The 19,986-nt window shown below is 65.4% G+C and carries 17 protein-coding genes; 8 read left to right on the forward strand and 9 right to left on the reverse strand.

What is annotated here, in order from left to right:
* Positions 1-7 precede the first annotated feature (7 nt).
* The 7 genes from purU (CXX84_RS11980) to glyA are packed head-to-tail and all read right to left on the reverse strand — an operon-like array spanning position 8 to position 8,905.
* Positions 8-904, reverse strand: a complete 897-nt coding sequence (gene purU / locus CXX84_RS11980) for a formyltetrahydrofolate deformylase (protein WP_102976942.1) — start codon at positions 902-904, stop codon at positions 8-10.
* A gap of 3 nt (positions 905-907) precedes the next feature.
* A complete protein-coding gene (locus CXX84_RS11985; protein WP_102976943.1) occupies positions 908-2,281 on the reverse strand; it encodes an L-serine ammonia-lyase in 1,374 nt (457 codons plus the stop codon).
* Positions 2,282-2,920 (reverse strand): sarcosine oxidase subunit gamma, encoded by a 639-nt coding sequence (locus CXX84_RS11990; RefSeq protein WP_102976944.1) that lies wholly within the window; start codon positions 2,918-2,920, stop codon positions 2,282-2,284.
* Positions 2,913-5,858, reverse strand: coding sequence for a sarcosine oxidase subunit alpha family protein (locus CXX84_RS11995; RefSeq protein WP_102976945.1), 2,946 nt, complete (start codon positions 5,856-5,858; stop codon positions 2,913-2,915). Before CXX84_RS11995 ends, CXX84_RS11990 begins: the two co-directional genes overlap by 8 nt.
* Entirely contained in the window at positions 5,855-6,286 is a 432-nt protein-coding gene (locus tag CXX84_RS12000) for a sarcosine oxidase subunit delta (RefSeq protein WP_102976946.1), read from the reverse strand. Before CXX84_RS12000 ends, CXX84_RS11995 begins: the two co-directional genes overlap by 4 nt.
* A 37-nt stretch (positions 6,287-6,323) precedes the next feature.
* Positions 6,324-7,544, reverse strand: a complete 1,221-nt coding sequence (locus CXX84_RS12005) for a sarcosine oxidase subunit beta family protein (RefSeq protein ID WP_102976947.1) — start codon at positions 7,542-7,544, stop codon at positions 6,324-6,326.
* Positions 7,541-8,905, reverse strand: a complete 1,365-nt coding sequence (gene glyA / locus CXX84_RS12010; protein ID WP_102976948.1) for a serine hydroxymethyltransferase — start codon at positions 8,903-8,905, stop codon at positions 7,541-7,543. Before glyA ends, CXX84_RS12005 begins: the two co-directional genes overlap by 4 nt.
* Before the next feature lie 156 nt (positions 8,906-9,061).
* On the opposite strand from glyA, the gene CXX84_RS12015 reads away from it, so the two are divergent.
* Positions 9,062-9,733, forward strand: coding sequence for a GntR family transcriptional regulator (locus tag CXX84_RS12015; RefSeq protein ID WP_102976949.1), 672 nt, complete (start codon positions 9,062-9,064; stop codon positions 9,731-9,733).
* Between the two features lie 73 nt (positions 9,734-9,806).
* Here the strand turns inward: CXX84_RS12015 and CXX84_RS12020 are convergent, their stop codons facing one another.
* Positions 9,807-10,259 carry an SRPBCC family protein gene (locus CXX84_RS12020; RefSeq protein WP_102976950.1) on the reverse strand — a complete coding sequence of 151 codons (453 nt, stop codon included), beginning with the start codon at positions 10,257-10,259 and terminating at the stop codon, positions 9,807-9,809.
* 275 nt (positions 10,260-10,534) lie between these two features.
* Between CXX84_RS12020 and CXX84_RS12025 the strand changes: the two genes are divergently transcribed.
* The 3 genes from CXX84_RS12025 to CXX84_RS12035 all read left to right on the forward strand — a co-directional run bounded on the left by CXX84_RS12025 (position 10,535) and on the right by CXX84_RS12035 (position 13,092).
* Positions 10,535-11,740, forward strand: coding sequence for an MFS transporter (locus CXX84_RS12025; RefSeq protein WP_102976951.1), 1,206 nt, complete (start codon positions 10,535-10,537; stop codon positions 11,738-11,740).
* A 116-nt stretch (positions 11,741-11,856) separates the two neighbouring features.
* Positions 11,857-12,207, forward strand: a complete 351-nt coding sequence (locus tag CXX84_RS12030) for a hypothetical protein (protein WP_146031877.1) — start codon at positions 11,857-11,859, stop codon at positions 12,205-12,207.
* Between the two features lie 75 nt (positions 12,208-12,282).
* Positions 12,283-13,092 carry an IclR family transcriptional regulator gene (locus CXX84_RS12035; RefSeq protein WP_102976953.1) on the forward strand — a complete coding sequence of 270 codons (810 nt, stop codon included), beginning with the start codon at positions 12,283-12,285 and terminating at the stop codon, positions 13,090-13,092.
* A 67-nt stretch (positions 13,093-13,159) separates the two neighbouring features.
* Here CXX84_RS12035 and CXX84_RS12040 read toward each other — a convergent pair whose 3' ends face one another.
* Positions 13,160-14,095 (reverse strand): LysR family transcriptional regulator, encoded by a 936-nt coding sequence (locus CXX84_RS12040; RefSeq protein WP_102976954.1) that lies wholly within the window; start codon positions 14,093-14,095, stop codon positions 13,160-13,162.
* A gap of 161 nt (positions 14,096-14,256) precedes the next feature.
* Here CXX84_RS12040 and CXX84_RS12045 point away from each other — a divergent pair, with 161 nt between their 5' ends.
* From CXX84_RS12045 to purU (CXX84_RS12060), 4 genes are all read left to right on the forward strand, one after another.
* Positions 14,257-15,561: an aromatic ring-hydroxylating oxygenase subunit alpha gene (locus CXX84_RS12045; RefSeq protein ID WP_102976955.1), complete on the forward strand. Its 1,305-nt coding sequence runs from the start codon at positions 14,257-14,259 to the stop codon at positions 15,559-15,561.
* The gene (locus CXX84_RS12050; protein ID WP_102976956.1) at positions 15,558-16,973 is read left to right on the forward strand and encodes a ferredoxin reductase; all 1,416 of its coding nucleotides are present in this window, start codon (positions 15,558-15,560) and stop codon (positions 16,971-16,973) included. Before CXX84_RS12045 ends, CXX84_RS12050 begins: the two co-directional genes overlap by 4 nt.
* A gap of 113 nt (positions 16,974-17,086) precedes the next feature.
* Positions 17,087-19,024 carry a BCCT family transporter gene (locus CXX84_RS12055; protein WP_102976957.1) on the forward strand — a complete coding sequence of 646 codons (1,938 nt, stop codon included), beginning with the start codon at positions 17,087-17,089 and terminating at the stop codon, positions 19,022-19,024.
* Between the two features lie 3 nt (positions 19,025-19,027).
* Complete coding sequence (purU, locus tag CXX84_RS12060; RefSeq protein ID WP_102976958.1) at positions 19,028-19,957, forward strand: formyltetrahydrofolate deformylase; 930 nt, start codon at positions 19,028-19,030, stop codon at positions 19,955-19,957.
* Positions 19,958-19,986: the final 29 nt, after the last annotated feature.

The following is a 19,986-nucleotide window of genomic DNA, read 5'->3' on the forward strand; positions in this document are numbered from 1 at the left end:
CGGCCGCCTACCGGAGCACCACCGTCCGGTTTCCCTGCAGGATCACCCGGCCCTCGCAATGCCAGCGGACCGCGTTGGACAAGGCCTTGCACTCGGTGTCGCGGCCGGCGGCCACCAGGTCCTCGGGCCCGTACGTGTGGTCCACCTCAACGGTCTGCTGCGAGATGATTGGCCCCTCATCCAGCTCGCTGTTCACGTAGTGCGCGGTGGCGCCGACGGTCTTCACACCGCGGGCGTAGGCCTGGTGGTACGGCTTGGCGCCCTTGAAGCTGGGCAGGAACGAGTGGTGGATGTTGATCGCCTTCCCGTCCAGCTTGCGGGTCAGGTTGTCGCTGAGCACCTGCATGTACCGGGCCAGGACCACGAGTTCCACATCGAACTCGTCCACCAGCTCCAGGAGCCGGGCCTCAGCCTCGGGCTTGGTGCCAGGGGTAACCGGCACGTGGAAGAACGGGATCCCGTGCCACTCCACCAATGTCTGGTGGTCGGTGTGGTTGGAGACCACGGCCACCACGTCCACCGGCAGTTCGCCGATGCGCGCCCGGAACAGCAGATCGTTAAGGCAGTGCCCGAACTTGGACACCATGATCAGCACCCGCCGCTTCGAGCCGTGCGGCTCGAGCCGCCACCGCATCCCGAACCGCTCCGCAACAGGACCGAAAGCGGACCGCAGCGTATTCGCAGTGGAGGCATCGCCATCGGACGCAAAATGCACCCGCATAAAGAAGTGGCCTTCGCTGCGCTCGCCGAACTGCTGGTTGTCGATGATGTCGCAGCCGTGCTCCAGCAGGAAGCCGGAAACGGCATGCACGATACCGGGCGATTCGGAGCAGTCCAGCGTGAGGACGTGCTCCACAGTGGTGGGGGGAGGTACAGCAACAGTTTCAGTCTGGATGGCAGTCATGGTTCAGCACTCGATCACATTCACGGCAAGGCCCCCTCGGGACGTTTCCTTGTACTTGGTTTTCATGTCGGCACCCGTCTCGCGCATCGTCTTGATGGCTTTGTCGAGGGATACCTTGTGGCTGCCGTCGCCGTGCAGGGCAAGGCGGGCGGCGTTGATGGCCTTCACGCTGGCGATGGCGTTGCGCTCGATGCAGGGGATCTGCACCAGCCCGCCCACCGGATCACACGTGAGGCCCAGGTTGTGTTCAATGCCCACCTCGGCGGCGTTTTCCACCTGGGGCGGCGTGCCGCCAAGCACTTCGCAGAGCCCGGCAGCTGCCATGGAGCAGGCCGAGCCTACTTCGCCCTGGCAGCCCACCTCGGCCCCGGAGATGGAGGCGTTGATCTTGAACAGGATTCCGACGGCGGCCGCCGCCAGCAGGAAGCGGACCACGCCGTCGTCGTTGGCGCCGGGGACAAACTTCACGTAGTAGTGCAGCACAGCCGGGACGATGCCGGCCGCGCCGTTGGTGGGTGCCGTCACGATGCGCCCGCCGGCGGCGTTTTCCTCGTTCACGGCCAGCGCGAACAGGTTCACCCATTCCATTGCCCGGAGCGGGTCGGTCACCCCGGTGTCCGCCGTCAGGGTCTGGAATAACGACGGCGCGCGGCGGCGGACGTTGAGCCCGCCGGGAAGGATTCCTTCCGCAGCGCAGCCGTTGTCCACGCATTCGCGCATGACGGCCCAGAGTCCCAGCAGCTTTTCCCGGAGTTCGGCTTCGCTCCGCCAGGTGAGCTCGTTGGCAAGCATCACATCGGAGATGGACATGCCTTCACGCGCGCAGATCTCCAGGAGCTCATCGGCGGTGCTGAAGGGGTAGGGGAGGACGGTGGCGTCGGCAACCACTCTGTCACCGGCGTCGGCGTCCCCGTCCACAACGAAGCCGCCCCCAATCGAATAGAAGCTCCGTTCGCTGAGCACGGCGCCGGAGTGGTCGAGTGCCCGGAACGTCATCCCGTTCGGGTGGGCCGGGAGTGACTTCCGCCGGTGCAGCACCACGTCCTCGTCCCAGTTGAAGTCCACCCGGTGGTCGCCATTGACCCATAGTTCGGCGTCAAGGGCAGCGGCGGCCACCTGGTCATCGGCCGTGAAGGTGTCCACGGTCTCCGGGTCCAGCCCCTTCAGGCCCAGGACCACGGCCTTGTCGGAGCCGTGGCCCCGGCCGGTGGCGCCGAGCGAGCCGAACAGCTCGGCCTGCACGCGCCGGGTGGAGCTCAGGTGTCCTTCGCCTTTGAGCCCGTCGGCGAACAGCTTTGCTGCCCGCATCGGGCCGACCGTGTGTGACGACGACGGCCCGATGCCAACGGAGAACAGGTCCAGGACGCTGAGGGCCATTTAGGGGACCTCGGGGGAGGCGTATTCCCGCATGGCGTCAAGGAGCCAGCGGCCCAGGAAATCGGCGAAGGAAGCGCGGGGGAAGAGCCGGAACGTCTCCTCGCCGGTCTTCCACAGCACCACGGGGATGTTGCCGATTTCTGTGGACAGTGCCGTGCCGGCCTTGAGGGCGCGGGGGTGCAGGTCCAGTGCACAGCCCTTTTCGAGGACGGCGCGGGACCGGGGTCCGGTGAGCTCGAAGGTGGTGCGGTTGGCGGAGAGGTCCACCACCTGGCCCCCGCCGTCGCCGAGGGCTTCGCGGAGTGACGGGATCAGGCCGCCGCCCAGGGACTCATGCGCTTCGGTAGGAGCGATCACCAGGAACTCTTCGGGTCCGAGCCACAGCACGGACGCGTCCCCGCTGCCGCTGACGCTGCCACATCCGGCCGGCAGGCCGCCGATAACGGCGGCGATGCGCTGCCCGGCGTCGCTGTCCCGGTTAACCCGGAGGCCCACCATGGTCAGGAAGGCCTTTTCGGACAGTTCCACCACGTCCCGGACGGAACCGGTCTCGAACGCTGCCCGGAGCTGGGCGGCGGGGCTGATGCGGAGTGAGAGGTTCTTCTCGTAGGAGGTTGCGGGTGCTGCTGTTTCAGCCATCTTTGCGGGTCCCTTCGGGGTCAAAAAGTACGGTTTCGGCGACGACGACATCCACCAGCTGGTCGCCGGCGGCAGCCACCAGGGTTTCGCCGATCCGGTTGCGGCCGTTCTTGATCAGGGCCAGGCCGAACGACCTGCCCAGGGCGGCGCTGTGGTAGCTGGAGGTGACAAAGCCCTCCATCGGGACCGGCCCGTAGGCGGGGTTGGTGGAGCGGCCCTTCTCCACGAGCTGGGTGCCTTCCGGCAGCCGGAGCGTCCCGTCCACAGGAAGCACGCTGACCAGGTGCTTGCGGTCCTCGCGCCGGGCGTCCGCCCGGGAGTAGGAGCGCTTGCCGATGAATTCCTTGGCCTTGGAGACGATCCATTCCATGCCCGCGTCCTGCGGGGTGACGGTGCCGTCCGTGTCCTGGCCAACGATCGGGTAGCCCTTTTCGGCGCGGAGCACGTGCATGGTTTCGGTGCCGTAGGGGGTGATGTTGAACTCGGCCCCGGCGGCTGCCACGGCCTCCCAGGTGTTCAGCCCGTACCAGGAAGGCACGTTGATCTCGTAGGCCAGCTCACCGGAGAACGAGATCCGGCAGATCCGGGCCCGGACGCCTGAGGCGAGGGTGGTTTCGCGGAAGGTCATGAACGGGAAGGCCTCGGCTTCCAGCCCGCCGTTGGCGGCCAGTTCCGGTGCCACCTTCGCCAGGACCGCACGGGATTTGGGCCCGACGACGGCGATGGTGCTCCACTGTTCTGTCACCGAGGTGCAGTGCACATCCAGCTCAGGCCATTCGGTCTGCAGCCATTCCTCCAGCCAGTCCAGGACTTTCGCGGCGCCGCCGGTGGTGGTGGTCATGAAGTACGTGTCGTCGTCGAGGCGCAGGGTTACGCCGTCGTCGAAGATCATGCCGTCCGCCATGCACATCACGCCGTAGCGCGCCGAGCCCGGGGCGAGCTTCTTGAACGCGTTGGTGTAGATCCGGTTGAGGAACTCACCGGCGTCCTTGCCGCGGATTTCGATCTTGCCCAGGGTGGTGGCGTCCATGAAGCCCACGGACTCGCGGACTGCCGCGCACTCACGCAGCACGGCGGCGTCCATGTCCTCCCCGGCCTGCGGGTAGTACCAGGGCCGCTTCCACTGCCCCACGTCCTCGAACAGGGCGCCCTTTTCGACGTGCCACGGGTGGATGGACGTCTTGCGGGCGGGGTCGAACAGCTCGCCGCGCTGGCGTCCGGCCAGGGCCGCGAAGGCTACGGGGGTGAAGGGTGCGCGGTAGGTGGTGGTGCCGATGTCGCCGATGCCGCGGGAGGCTTCGCCGGCGGTGCGGAGCGCTGCAGCGATAACGCCGATCGCGTTGACGCCGGAGGTCTTGCCCTGGTCGTTGGCGGTGCTGATGGAGGTGTAGCGCTTGATGTGTTCCACCGAGCGCATGCCGGCTCCGGTGGAGCGCAGCACGTCGGCGACGGACTGGTCGCGCTGGAAGTCCACGAAGTGGTGGTGCCAGTCGTCCGGGGTGCCCTGCTCACCGGGCACCAGCCACAGCTGGCGGGTGGGGGCGGAGGCTTTGGGCTCACCCGGCTGGGAGGGTTCGACGGCGGAGGCGAACCCGGCCGCGATGGCCGCAGCGGCTCCGGCAGAGATGCCCTCGGCCAGGCAGTCGGCCAGCTCAAAGCTACCGCGCCCGGAACCGATGGTCTGCTGGTTGGGGACCACGGTGCTCGGAACGAAAGCGGCCAGCTCGTCATCCCAGCGCAGCTTGCCCTGGCGCTGGGAGTGCAGGTGGACCAGCGGGCTCCAGCCGCCGGAAACTGCCAGCAGGTCGCAGGCGATCTGTTCGATGCCCGAGGTGAGTTCGCCGTCGTCGTTAATGCTGCGGACGGTGACGCCGTCGAGGCGGCCATATGCGGATCCGGAGGAAGTGTTGGCCACGGCACTGCCGATCAGCACGCGGGTTCCGGCTTCGACGGCGGCGGCGGCCACTGCGGTGAGCTGCGGACGGGCGTCCACCACGGCGGCGACCTTGACGCCGGCGGCGCGCAGGTCAGCGGCCACGGCGTAGGCGCTGTCGTTGGTGGTGCTGATGACCACGCGCTGCCCGGCGGCCACTCCGTAGCGGTTCAGGTAGCTGCGCACGGCCGAGGCGAGCATGATGCCCGGGCGGTCGTTGTTCTCGAACACCAGCGGGCGTTCGTGGGCACCGGGGGCCAGCACCACCTGGTTGGCACGGATGTGCCAAATCCGCTGGCGTGATACTCCGGAGGCGGCGGGGGAGGAGAGGTGGTCCGTGCGGTTCTGGACGGCGATCACGTAGTTGGCGTCGTAGGCGCCGAAGGCCGTGGTGCGGTTCAGGACGGTGGATTCGGCGCCGGAGACGAGCTCGGCTTCGACGTCCGCCACCCATTCCAGGGCGGGCTTGCCTTCGATGGTCTCAGCCAATTCAGCGGCCGTGGAGCCGGACAGGAGGGAGCCGCCCAGTTCGGGCTGGTCATCCAGCAGCATCACGCGGGCTCCGGTGCGCACGGCTTCACGTGCTGCGGCGAGGCCGGCGGGGCCGCCGCCGACCACCAGGACATCGGTGTGGACGTACTTCTTGTCGTACTCGGCGCGGTCCTCCTCCGGGTCCAGCTTGCCCAGGCCGCTGAGCAGTTCTGCCTTCAGGCCGTCAACCAGGGTGACAGTGGTTGCGGGGAGCATGGACTCGGCGACGTCGCCGGGGAAGCGTGCAGCGATCTTCACCATTGCGTTGGATTCCTCCACGCCGGCGGAGATGATGCCGCGGGGGCGGTCCTCGTAGAGCGAGTTGCCGGCGTTGATGCGGCCGTTGGCGATCAGGGCCGAGGCGAGGGTGTCGCCCGGGTGGCCCGTGAACTCCTCGCCATCCACGGTGAAACGCCAGGAGATGGTGCGGTCGATGCGTCCGCCGGCGGCGAGCCGGGCGTTCTGGGAAGTCACTTGGTTGCTCCTTCCGGGGCGGTGGTGCTAAATGAGGAAGTGCTGGGGGCGGTGGCGGACGCGTTGGTCCCTGAGATGTCCGGGGAGGCGTTGCCCGTGGTGGTGCTGTCAGCGGCGGTGCTGGCAGTACCGGTGTCGGGGGTTACCCGGCCGGCGGCATCCGGCCGGGGCGTGCCCATCGGGTAGACGGCCTGGATCTCGTACGTGACGGTGTCGCGGAGCATGTTAAACCACTGGCGGCAGCCGGTGCTGTGCAGCCAGCGTTCCGCGAAGGCGCCCTTGGTGTTGTCCCGGTAGAACAGGAACTCGGCCCATTGGCGGTCGCTCAGTTCGTTGGGGTTTTCCGGGTAGGGGACGTGGGCCTGGCCGCCGTAGTGGAACTCGGTCTCGTCGCGGGAGCCGCAGTTGGGGCAGGAGATGAGCAGCATGTGCGTCTTCTTTCTAAAGTGCAGTGTTCGCTGGCGGCTAGTGGGCGACGGCGGCGGCGCCGTGTTCGTCGATCAGCGCGCCCGTTTCGAAGCGCTCCAGCGCAAACGGCTTGTTAAGCCTGTGCGGGGTGCCGGTGGCGATGTTGTGCGCGAAGGTCATGCCGGCCGCGGGGGTGGCCTTGAAGCCGCCGGTGCCCCAGCCGCAGTTCACGAACATGTTCTCCACCGGGGTGTTGCCCACAATGGGGGAGGCGTCCAGCGTGGTGTCCACGATGCCGCCCCAGGTGCGGAGCACGTGGGCCCGGGCGAAGATGGGGAAGAGCTCGACGGCGGCAGCCATCTGGTGCTCGATCACGTGGAAGGAACCGCGCTGGCCGTAGCCGTTGTAGGAGTCAACTCCGGCGCCCATCACCAGTTCGCCTTTGTGGGCCTGCGAAACATAGACGTGCACGTGGTTGGACATGACCACCGTGGGGTGGACGGGTTCGTGCAGTTCGGAGACCAGGGCCTGGAGCGGGTGGGACTGGATGGGGAGCCGGAAGCCGGCCATTTCGGCCAGGACCGAGCTGTGCCCGGCGGCGCAGAGGCCCACCTTTTCGGTGTTGATGGTGCCGCGGTTGGTCTTGACGCCGGTGACACGGTCACCGTCCTTGACGAACCCGGTGACTTCGCAGTTCTGGATGATGTCCACGCCCAGCTCGTCGCACTTGCGGGCGAAGGCCCAGGCAACGTGGTCGTGCTTGGCGATGCCGGCGCGGGGCTGGTACGTGGCGCCCATGACCGGGTAGCGGATGTTGTCATTGATGTTCAGGATGGGGCAGAGTTCCTTGACCTGCTTGGGGTCCAGCCACTCCGCGTCCACGCCGTTGAGCTTGTTCGCTCCCACGCGCCGCATGCTTTCGCGGACGTCGCCCAGGGTGTGGGCGAGGTTCATGACGCCGCGCTGGCTGAAGAGGAAGTCGTATTCGAGTTCCTCCGGCAGGATTTCCCAAAGCTTGAGGGCGTGCTCGTAGATGGCGGCGCTCTCGTCCCAGAGGTAGTTGGAGCGGATGATGGTGGTGTTCCGGGCCATGTTGCCGCCGGCCAGCCAGCCCTTTTCCAGGACGGCGATGTTGGTCATGCCGTGGTTCTTGGCCAGGAAGTAGGCGGTGGCCAGGCCGTGCCCGCCGCCGCCGACAATGACGGCGTCGTAGGAGGACTTGGGCTCGGGGTTGCGCCAGAGGAAATCCGGGTGCTCGGGGAGCTGTTGGGTGCTCACTGGGCTGCTCCAATCATGTCTGTTTCAAATGCATTGATGGCCGTGGCCTCGGCGTCGTTGCTGAGGTGCGGGTAGAGGGGGAACTTCTCCGCCAGGGCGGTCACGCGGGCGCGGAGTTCGACGGCGGTGCTGCCGCCCAGGGAGGTGGTCCCGGAGGTGACGCTGCCGGCCGAGGCGATGAGCGCCGTCGCAATAATGTCCGCAACTTCGGCGAATTCCTCGGCGCCGAAGCCGCGGGTGGCGAGGGCGGGGGTGCCGATCCGGAGGCCGGAGGAAACCATCGGCGGGCGTGGATCGAAGGGGACCGCGTTGCGGTTGACGGTGATGCCGATGCGGTGCAGGGCGTCTTCGGCCTGCTGTCCGTCCAGCTCGGAGTTGCGGAGGTCCACGAGGACCAGGTGGACGTCGGTGCCGCCGTTGACTACGGAGATTCCTGCTGCGGCAACGTCGTCCTTGAGCAGGCGTTCGGCGAGGAGCTTGGAACCCTGCAGGACGCGTTCCTGGCGTTCCTTGAATTCGGGGGAGGCGGCGAGCTTGAAGGCCACGGCCTTGGCGGCGATCACGTGCTCCAGCGGGCCGCCCTGCTGGCCGGGGAACACGGCGCTGTTGATCTTCTTGCCGTACTGCTCCTTGGCGAGGATGACGCCGCCGCGCGGGCCGCCGAGGGTCTTGTGGGTGGTGGTGGTGACGACGTCCGCGTACGGGACCGGGTTCGGATGCAAACCGGCTGCAACCAGGCCGGCGAAGTGGGCCATGTCCACCATGAGGTAGGCGCCAACGAGGTCGGCGATGCGGCGGAACTCGGCGAAGTCCAGCTGGCGGGAGTAGGCGGACCAGCCTGCAACGATGAGCTTGGGCTTGTGTTCATGGGCAAGTGCCTCGACCTCGGCCATATCGATGCGGAGGTCGGATTCGCTCACGTGGTAGGGGACCACGTTGTAGAGCTTGCCGGAGAAGTTGATCTTCATGCCGTGCGTCAGGTGGCCGCCGTGGGCCAGGCTCAAGCCCATGATGGTGTCGCCCGGATTCAGCAGGGCGAACATGGCGGCGGCGTTGGCCTGGGCGCCGGAGTGCGGCTGGACGTTGGCGAATTCTGCGCCGAACAGGGCCTTGACCCGGTCGATGGCCAGCTGCTCAACAACATCCACGTGCTCGCAGCCGCCGTAGTAGCGCTTGCCCGGGTAGCCCTCGGCGTACTTGTTGGTGAGGACAGAGCCCTGCGCCTCCATGACGGCGGACGGGGCGAAGTTCTCCGAAGCGATCATTTCCAGCGTTGACTGCTGGCGGCCCAGCTCACTGTTGATTGCCTGCTGGACCTCGGGATCGACTACCGAGAGTCGCTCGTTCAACTGCTCAACCACGGATGCTCCTTTGAAATACTTTTTACTTGCTAACTGATATATCAGTGTGATCTCAATGGTATGATCGGGATCACAGCAGAGTCAATAGCTGGACGAAAGTGGCACGAAGCTCCCGGTCGGTGGCTTCGTAACTGCAGCGAAGAACGGAGCGGCGCCTTGAATGCACTTCTTGCCCTGCCTCAGACAGAGGACGCGGCACCGTCCCAGGCGGAGGCCGCCTACCGGCAGCTGCGGGACAAACTCATCATGCTGGAGATCCGCCCCGGCGAGCCAATCAACGAGGGCCAGCTGGCGGCGGAGCTCGGTTTCGGCCGCACTCCCGTCCGCGAGGCAATCAAGCGCCTGGAGGTGGACCACCTGGTCATCTCCTATCCACGCCGGGGGACCTTCGCCACCAACGTGGATTTCACGGAACTGGCCGATGTCTCGGAAATCCGGGAACTGCTGGAGCCGCTCGCTGCACGCCGCGCGGCCCTCCGGGCGAACGAGGGCATGCGCCGCGAGCTCCTGCAGGTTGCTGACGCCATCGCGGAGCTGGCGCCCGGCCAGGGCGAATCGCGCGAACTCATGCGCTACGACCTCATGGTGCACCGGCTCATCTACAAGGCGGCCGCCAACCCGCATCTGGAAAGCACCCTGATCCGTTACGACAACCTGGCTACCCGTATCTGGTGCGTGGTGCTGGACAAGGTGCCGTCAGTCAGCGGCCACATCACCGAGCACGTGGACCTGCTCAAAGCAGTGGCCGACGGCGACGCGGACAAAGCGGCCGAACTGGCCCTGCACCACGTGACGAGCTTTGAGGAAACCATCCGGAAGATCCTGTAGTACTTCCGGGGGACGGCTCCATCGCCGCGGAGAGTAAAGAGCGCCGGGCCTTCCCTATGGTGCCCGGGCGGCTTCACATGCCGTCGGAATGGTCAGTCAACAGATCCGCGAGGGTGCCCAGGTTTGCGCGGACGGTGCGGCTGTGGGCTTTCTGCACGAGCGGGTCGGCGAGTTTGCCAAAGAACCCACCGAGGCTGTTGACCTCGACGCGGTAGGTGAGGCGGGTTCCACCGGCCTCTGGTTCGAGGATATTGCTGATGGAGAAGTCGAAGTTGCCCTCGACGGAGCGGATGACCGTCTTGTTTGGCGGGTCAAAGAGGACGTTCTCCGTCACCCAGTCAAACTGCCTGCCCAAAATCTTGCTGGTTCCCCTGAATCGCGTGCCAAGTCCGACCGGGGCGTCACCGACCTGTTCAGCCTCAATAACCGACGAATCCCACACAGGGATGTTCTCAGTCCTGATGAGGAATTCGAAAACCTTCTCAGGCGGACGGTTGATAAAAACAGTTTCTTCCACGACAGGCATAACGGCACTCCCTGGACAGGCCCGCTGGGGCACGGCTTGCCTGGCAGGCGTAGCGCCAGTGTGGGCTGCCGCCCTGGCCAAGTCAACGTATCCATCAAACCGGCACCGGCGACCCAAGGTTTCCCAGTTGTGGGCTCGAGGCTGGCCGGGCAAGCACGTTCCACATAAGGTAGGTTGTCGCAGAATGAGACGACTCGTCAGAGCTGGTTGATGACGAGCGTGAAACGGAGGTGCGACGAACGCTCCTCCCTCCCGCAGGATGGAAAGACGCAACGATGCCCGCTGCCACCCGGAACGCCCCGGACCGCACCGTCAGGTTCGGCTTCGCCTTTATTGGCGTCCTGCTTATCGCCGTCAACCTTCGGGTTTCCTTTGTCAGCGTGGGCCCGGTGCTCGCCAACATCAGCGGCGATCTTGGCCTGTCCAGTGCCGCAGCGGGGTTCCTGACGGGGCTTCCGCTCATTGCTTTCGCAGTCTTTTCGCCCGTGGCGCCCGGCTTCGCTTCCCGCCTGGGCCTGGACCGCGCGCTGTGGCTGTCCCTTCTGATCCTGGCCTCGGGCATTGTGCTGCGCTCGTTGCCTGTGCCCGGCTTAATCTGGGCAGGCACGGCGTTGATCGGTCTGGCCATTGCGTTCCTCAATGTCCTGGTCCCTTCCCTCGTCAAGCGGGACTTTCCGATGAGGGTCAGCCAGGTGACCGGAATCTACACCGCAACCCAGGCCGCCTTCGCGGCCATGGGGGCCGCCGTCGTCGTGCCTGTTGCGCAAACCTCTCCCGCAGGATGGCGGCTTGCCCTCGGCATTTGCGTGGGACTGGCCCTCATCGCCATGGCCGTGCTCCTGCCCTGGCTGCGCCGGCATACCTCTGGTACCGTGAACGCCGCCAAGCCGGAGGCCTCCTACCGGTCGCCTTGGGCCTCCGCCCTGGGCTGGCAGGTGACCATCTTCATGGGACTGCAGTCGATAGCTTTCTATGTCCTGATGGCCTGGCTGCCCACCATCGAACAAAGCCGCGGGGTCCCGGCCACTACCGCCGGCGTCCACCTGTCTGTTTTCCTGCTGATCAGCGTCTTCGCCAGCCTTGGCGCGGGGGGAATCCTGCACCGCGGTTCGGACCAGCGGATTGTTTCCTTCGGGAGCGGCGCGGTCATGGTCGTGACCTTTCTCGGGCTGGCCCTTGCCCCGGAGCTCATCCTGCTGTGGGTCCTTCTGGGGGCAATCGGGTGCGGAAGCCTCATCGTGATCGCCTTGTCGCTGTTCAGCCTCCGGACCGTCAACTACCCGCAGGCGGCATCATTGTCCGGCATGGCGCAGTCCGTCGGCTACGGCCTGGCTGCTGTGGGGCCGGTGATGTTCGGTGGACTCCGTGACCTGAGCGGTGATTGGACGCTTCCTCTCCTGATCACCGCCGGCATCATGGCGGTCCTCGCCGTGACCGGTGCGCTCGCGGGGCGGGACAAAGTGATCAGCGGTTCAGCATGACGTACGGTCGATTCCTGGAAAGACACATGGTTGAAACTCCTGGTCCGCAAAGGCGCGTGGAAGACGTCATGCTCAGATGCCCCAAGACGCTCCCCCCGGAGTGCACTGTGGATCAGGTGCGCAGTCTTTTCGGTGACGACCACGTCCACATGGCCTTGATCGTGGACGCCCGTGGGAACCTCCTCACCACCTTGGAGCCGTCCGATATTCCGGCGGACGCCCGTGGTGCCGCCAAAGCCGCCGTGTTCGGGATGGTCCGTCACAGGACAATCGACCCGAAGCTGCCTGCTGACGTTGCCACTGCTGTCCTGCAGGCAGCGGGCCGGCGCCGCCTCGCCGTCGTGGACGGCCGCGGAAAGCTGCTGGGCCTGCTCTGCCTCAAGCGGACCGGACTGGGCTTTTGCAGTGATGCAGGAGTTGCTTCCCGCGCAGCGGAAAGGGGCACCTGCAGTACCCGGGCGGGGTAGCTTGTGGGCGGGATCAGTGCCAACCCTCCGTGTGGTGGATTTCGGCCTGCCGGAACCTGGTTGAGAGTATTAGCCATGGCTTCGAACAATGAGCGCGAACCCGACGTCGACGCGGAAGCGGGCCAGCACGGCGGTGTCCAGTCGGTGGACCGGGCCCTTGCGGTCCTGGAAATCCTGGCGCGGGACGGCCATGCGGGCGTGAGTGAGATCGCCGAGGAGATGGGGATCCACAAGTCCACCGTCTCCCGGCTGCTAGGTTCCCTGATCAGCCGGGAAATGGTCCACCAGAACAGTGAGCGAGGGAAATACCAACTGGGTTTCGGCATCCTGAGACTGGCCAGCTCCATCCCCGGGCGGCTCAGCCTGGTCCGGGAGGCCGGGCCCGTGCTGGAGGCGCTGGCGGAGGAATTCAAGGAGACGGTGAACCTTGCCGTGCTCCGGTCCAATTACGCAGTGAACGTGGACCAGGCGATGGGGCCCTCCACCTTGGCCACCTATGACTGGGTGGGCAACCTGACCCCGCTGCACGCCACCTCAAGCGGCAAAGTCCTGCTGGCTGCACTGCCGGCCGAGGAGCGGGACCGCATCCTTAAGGAGACCGGCCTGCCGCCGCGCACTCCCCGGACCATCACCAACCGCAAGGAACTCGAAAGCCAGCTCCTCGCCGTCGCCCGTGATGGCTACGGCGTGGTGCGGGAGGAGTTCGAGATCGGGCTGACTGCTGTTGCCGTTCCGGTCTACAACCACCTTGGTGCCGTGATCGGGGCCATCAGCATCTCCGGCCCGGCCTTCCGCTTTGATCCTGAGGAAACCCCGGGACTGATCGAAGCCCTCAAAGACGCGGGGCTGCAGGTTAGCGCCAGGATGGGCTACACCCGCCGCTAAGGCATCAGCGTCCATGCGGAGGACAAGGAAGCTGCCGAACGCCGGGACGCCGCATCCCCGGCAGCGCTCAGAGGTCCTCTTCTTCGAGACGGTCGGTGAGGATCCGGTTGGCGTTGACCTGCAGGATGCCGAGCGACTCCTGGATCAGGGGCGCCCCGATGCTGCCCCTGCGCACCGCGGCGACGATGCGGCGCGTGGGTTTCGCCCTGCCGGTGATGCGGAGCCGGACCACGTTTTCGGCACCATGCAGAGGCGCCAGCCGGGGCAGCAGGCCGACACCCAGCCCCGCACCCACGAACGCGATGTGAGTTTCCCATTCGACGGCTTCATGGGCGATCCGCGGTGTCACCCCCACTGCCGTGAAGGCGGCGGTGAAGAGGGAATGATAGGCGGAACCGGCGGCCTCCGTGATCCAGGGCTCCGATGCCAGCTCCTCAAGCGTCGCTGTTTCCCGTGATGCCATCGGATGGTCACCGGGAACGATCACGTCCAGTGGATCGTCGAGCAGGACTCTCTGCTCGAAGCGCGGGTCGTCGTCACCATAACTGTCGGACTGCATAGCGACAATGACTGCAAGGTCGATCCGTTCGGCAATCAATAAGTCGAAGCAGCGGGCCGGATCAGCCTCTAGAACCTGCACCTCCAGCAGGGGGTGTGTTAAGCGCAGGGTGGCGGCCAGCGGCGCGAGCAACTGGGCAGCCGCAGAGGAGAATCCGCCGAGGCCAAAGTGGGACTGCACCTGGTCGCCGGCCTCCATGGCCGCGGCGCGCAAGCTCTCCCACTGGGCGATGAGGGGATCCGAGCCCGCCACCAGAAAGCGACCCGTGGCGGTAAGCCGCACGCCCCGGCCGTCCTTCGTCAGCAGCTGCATTCCAAGTAGGCGCTGGAGCTCCCGTAATTGTGCGGAGACGGCAGATGGAGAATAGCCCGTGAGTTCCGCGGTCCCGCCGATGGTGCCACACCGGGCAAAGACGCGAAGGGTGACAAGCCTGGCATCGATCATGCACCTATTGTGCAGGGTTATCTTCAGGTTCTTGCGCTTTTTTTGCAGCTGCTGTGATCCTAATCTCATTACTACAAGTTCTTCCACTACGCTGCCACCCCCCACGCACCCGTGGTTGACACGCAACACCCACTTACCCCATGCCTCCCGGGAGGAAACCCATGACTGCTTCAGTGAACGTGCCCCTCAACTCACGCGGAAAAATCGCTGCCTCATTGCCTGCCGAGCAGCTGGCAGAAATCACCGCCCTGTTTGAGTTCCGGCGCACAGGCTACTCCCTCGATGCCCCCTTCTACACCGATCGCTCGATCTTCAATATCGACATGGAGGCCATTTTCGGCCGGCACTGGATCTTTGCCGCCAGCACCGCCGAACTGCCGGAACCGGGCGACTACGTCACCGTCGACTACGGGCCCTACTCCCTGATTGTGCTGCGCAACGACGACGGCGGGGTGAACGTCCTGCACAACGTATGCCGCCACCGCGGCGCCCGCGTCCTTACCGAGGCTGCCGGGTCAACCGGAAACCTGGTCTGCGGCTACCACTCCTGGACCTACTCGCCGGAGGGCAACCTGATTCATGCCTCCGCCCCGGGGGAAACAAAGTTCGACAAGAGCTGCTTCGGCCTCAAGCGTGCCCACGGCCGCGAGGTCGCCGGACTCATCTTCGTCTGCATTGCAGATGAACCGCCGGCGGACTTCGACGAAACCGCAAAGATCTTTGAGCCCTACCTGGCGCCCCACGATCTTTCGAAGACAAAAATCGCCTATCAGCAGAACATCATCGAAGAAGGCAACTGGAAGCTCGTCATGGAGAACAACCGTGAGTGCTACCACTGCGACGGCCACCCTGAACTTGCCTGCTCCCTCTTCCCCACCTGGGGACTGACGGAGGGCCTGATCCCGCCACATCTTGAGGAGGTGTGGAACCGGAACAAGGAGGCCCAGGCCTCCCTTGAGGAGCGTTGCCGCCGCTATGGCCTTCCCTATGATGTGGTCGAGCAGCTTGACACACGCATCGCGGGAATCCGCATCTCGCGGGAATCACTCGATGGAGACGGCGAATCCTTCTCCGCCGACGGCCACAGGCTTTCCAAGAAGCTGCTCGGCGACCTGCCCGACTTCCGCCTTGGCCGCTGCTCGATGCACCTGCAGCCCAACAGTTGGTTCCATTTCCTCGGCGATCACGTCATCACGTTCGGGGTCTTCCCCATCAATGAACACCAAAGCCTCGTTCGCACCACCTGGCTGGTGGCTGACGATGCCGTGGAAGGCGTCGACTACGACCTGGAGAAGCTCACCTACACCTGGAAGCAGACGAACCTGCAGGACAAGGCATTCGTGGAGCTGTGCCAGCAGGGTGCCGGCAGCCCCGCTTACGAGCCCGGCCCTTACATGAAGAGCGAATACCAGGTCGAGGCTTTCATCAACTGGTACGTGCAGCGCGTGCAGGAGCACTTGGCATGATTCAACTCCTTACTGAAACGGCAACCCAGGAACCACAGCGTATCCGCGGTCTTGAGATGCCGTGGAACAGGGTGATGGGAAGCACTGAGACACCCGCCCGGGCAGCCCGCGCATTGGGCCCGTGGCACCCTCAGGAGTTCATGGCCGAATGCGTCGAGACAATTCCCGAGGCCGGCGCCATGATGACCTTCGTGTTCCGGCGCTGCGACGGTGCGCCCCTGGCGTTCCGTGCGGGGCAGTACGTGAACGTCGCATTCCCGGTCAATGGCGAGGACCAGGAACCGGTGGACCGGAGTTACTCGCTGTCGAGCTCGCCCACCGAGCCGTGGACCTTCAGCATTACCGTCAAGAGCGACCCCACGGGACTCGTCTCGCCATGGGTGCACGAGAACGTCAAGCCCGGCACCGTTCTTGAGATGCTGGGACCGGTGGGAGCATTCCACCTGCCCGATGCCGACCGGCGGGCACGGTATCTCCTGCTGGCCGCCGGCGCAGGCATCACACCCATCATGTCCATGGTGCGGACCATCCACTCCCTGCCCGGACACGCCGATGTTGTGGTCCTCTACCATGGCTCGGACGCCGGCGGCTTTGCCTTCCACCGGGAATTGGCCTACATCGCCTCCGTGGACTCACGGATCAAGGTCCACTACTCCCTGGGCGACCGGAGCAAGCCGGAGGGGTGGGAAGGGTTCAGCGGAAGGCTGACGGCGGCCATGCTCGAGGAGGTGGCCCCGGACGCCAACGGCCGCCAGGTGTACGCGTGCGGTCCCGAGGGTTACCTGAACACCGCCACCGAGCTCCTCGGGAAGGTCGGCGTCGACGACACGTCCATCTACATGGAGTTCTTCTCCGGAGACCGCCAGACGCTCCTTGAGTACCAGGCGGAGGTCGCCTTTGCAGCAGACGTTGCGGAGGAGATCGCCGAGGAGATCGCCGAATCCGCCGAGGACTACTACGAAAGCCAGCCCGCCGCGTTTGGCCTCTACGAGCCTGGCTACGACGCCGACGGAACCCTGCAGGCCTCGGGGCTGCCGCTGGAAGTCATCAACCCGGAGGCACCCCGCTCCGACTCCTCCGCCGACAAACCGGGCGGTCAGCCGGAAGCCGTTTCCCCTGACGCCTCGAGCTTTGACACGGTGGGAACAGGCAGCCTCACCATGTCCTTCATGCGCACCGGCATCAATGTGCGGATCGATCCCACCGAGCACGTCCTCGAGGCGGCCCAGCGTGCAGGCGTCAGGATTGGCGCGAACTGCAAGGAAGGCATGTGCGGCTCCTGCAAGGTCGTCAAGCTTTCAGGAGAGGTCGAGATGAACCACCAGGGCGGAATCCGGGCGCGGGAAATCTCTGCCGGCAAGTTCCTGCCCTGCTGCTCGGTTGCGCAGACGGACCTGGTGATCGATGCCTGACACCTGTTCCGGATAAAGCAAAGCTGACTGCGATTCTGAATGCCAATTTTCCATCCGGTCCGGGGACGCCGGAGCACATCGCTAGCCCATGAATTCAAACCAAAGGACCTGACATGGCTTTGAACAGCGACATCCGCCCGGATGCCCAACTCCCCCGCGAGCTGGAGGAGCCCCAACCCGTTCCTGCACCGGAGAACTCTCTTTCCTCCCCCGACTCCCTCGACTCCCACGCCGGGGAGGACACCCAGCAGATCCTCCAGGAACTCCGGCAGGGCAAGACCGAACGCGCGGTAACGGAACGCCGCAACCGCAAGCTTGTCCTGGACAAGTGGACCTTCGGGATCACGGGCGTCATCGCCTTGGCCTTCATCGCGTGGGGCTTCCTCGGCCGGGACAGCCTGGCCACAGTCTCCACCGACGCCCTTGGCTGGGTCATGGAATACACCGGCTGGCTCTTCATGGTCCTGGCGTCCCTCTTCGTCGTGTTCGTGCTGTGGCTGGCACTTGGCCGCTTCGGCAACATCCCGCTGGGCAAGGATGGTGAGAAGCCCGAATTCCGGACGATCTCCTGGATCGCCATGATGTTTGCCGCAGGAATGGGCATCGGCCTGATGTTCTACGGCGTAGCCGAACCGCTGTACCACTTCATCTCGCCGCCGCCTGGAACGGTGGACGGGCGCACTCCCGAGGCAATTCAAACGGCCATGGCCACCTCAATCTTCCACTGGACCCTGCACCCCTGGGCGATGTACGCCGTCGTCGGTATTGCCATGGCGTACGGAACGTACCGGCTGGGCCGCCGCCAGCTGATCTCTGCCGCCTTCACCTCGCTCTTCGGAGTGCGGACGGTTGAAGGTCCGGTGGGCAAATTCATCAACATCCTCGCCATCTTCGCCACGCTCTTCGGCACCGCGGCATCCCTGGGCCTGGGTGCCCTGCAGATCGGCAGCGGCATCACCTCCAATGGCTGGGCCGGCGAAATCGGTACTCCCGTGCTGGTGGTCATCGTCGCCATCCTGACCTTTTGCTTCGTGGCCTCTGCGGCGTCCGGCATCAGCCGCGGCATCCAGTGGCTGTCCAACATCAACATGGTCCTGGCCGTGGTGCTTGCAGTCATCGTGTTCGTGGCCGGTCCCACCCTGTTCATCCTCAACCTCATCCCGTCCGCGGTGGGTGATTACGCCAGCGACCTCGCGAAAATGGCCACCCGCACCGAGGCTGTCGGCGACGAGGCGCTGCGTGCCTGGCTGTCCGGCTGGACCATCTTCTACTGGGCCTGGTGGATCTCCTGGACGCCGTTCGTAGGCATGTTTATCGCCCGGATCAGCCGCGGCCGCACCATCCGCCAGTTCGTCACGGGCGTGCTGCTGGTGCCGAGCATCGTGAGCGTCATCTGGTTCGGTATCTTCGGCGGCACCGCGTTCCAGGTCCAGCAGCAGGCCGACAAAACGGACGACCCCGCCGACGGCATTGCCAAGATGGTCGACGGCGCCTCCACCATCGACTTCGACGGTGCGCTTTTCGAGCTGGTCAAGAACCTGCAGATGCCCGGCTGGGCCGTCTCCGCGGTCATTGTCCTGGCCATGGTGCTGGTTGCCATCTTCTTCGTTACCGGTGCCGACTCTGCCTCGATCGTGATGTCTTCCCTGAGCTCCAACGGCTCCAGTGAACCGCGCCGCGGCCTGGTGATCTTTTGGGGCAGCCTCACCGGTGCAGTTGCAGCCGTCATGCTGCTCGCCGGCGGCAATGAACCGTCCGAGGCCTTGTCCGGGCTGCAGCGCATCACCATTGTTGCCGCCCTGCCGTTCGTGCTGGTGATGTTCCTGCTCTGCATTGCCCTCACCCGCGACCTGCGCCGGGACCCCATTTCCCTGCGCCGCCGGCTGGCCGACTCGGTTGTGGAACGTGCCATCCGCAGCGGCGTGGACGAGCACGGCGGCGTCCAGTTCGATCTCGTGACCAAGCATCAATGTGATCAGCATTGTTCGGATGAGGGCCGCTGCGCGCCTTCCTCCGCTGACACCCAAGCCCCCGCAAAGAACCAGGAGTAGACCATGACCACAGTCCTCGAAGGCCGCCCCGCCGCCAACGTGACGGCGGAAGCCGGCGCCGTCCCCAGCGTCCGCAACACCGGCACCGTACAGTACGTCCTCACCCTTGCCTGCCCGGAGCGCCCCGGAATCGTCCGGGCCATCACCGCATTCCTCGCTGATCGCGGCTTCGACATCGTTGAGCACCAGCAGTTCGATGACCACATGAGCGGCAAGCTTTACCTGCGCACGGCCTTCACTCCGGGAGACAAGGAAGTTTCCGCAGAAGGCCTCAGCGCGGAGTTCGCCGCAGTTGCTGATGAGTTCGGCATGGAGTTCACCATCCACGACGGCAGGCCGCAGCGGCTGCTGGTGATGGTCTCGAAGTTCGGCCACTGCCTCAACGACCTGATCTTCCGGTGGCGCGCCGGCAGCCTGGGTGCGGAGATCGCGGTCGTAGTGTCCAACCACGAGGACCTCCGCCCCATGGCGGAAGCCGCGGGCCTGCCGTTCATCCACGTCCCGGTCACCGCCGACACCAAGCCGCAGGCTGAAGCCCGGCTGCTGGAACTGGTCGAGGAGTACCAGGCAGACCTGGTGGTCCTGGCCCGCTACATGCAGGTGCTCTCCAACGAGCTCTGCGGCAACCTCCTCGGCCGTGCCATCAACATCCACCATTCCTTCCTGCCCGGGTTCAAGGGCGCCAAGCCCTACCACCAGGCCTATGACCGTGGAGTGAAGCTCATCGGAGCCACTGCGCACTACGTCACCGCCGACCTTGATGAGGGCCCGATCATCGAGCAGGAAGTCTTCCGGGTGGACCACAGCCTGGACCCGAATGCACTGGTCACTGTAGGCAGGGACGCCGAATCGCAGGCACTGTCCCGCGCAGTCAGGTGGCACAGCCAGCACCGGGTCCTGCTCAACAACACCCGCACCGTCGTCTTCCGCTAACGCGAACCCCATGCCAACAGGAGAAACAA

The organism is Arthrobacter sp. AFG7.2 (genome assembly GCF_002892835.1).
In the GTDB taxonomy this organism is placed as follows: Bacteria; Actinomycetota; Actinomycetes; order Actinomycetales; family Micrococcaceae; genus Arthrobacter.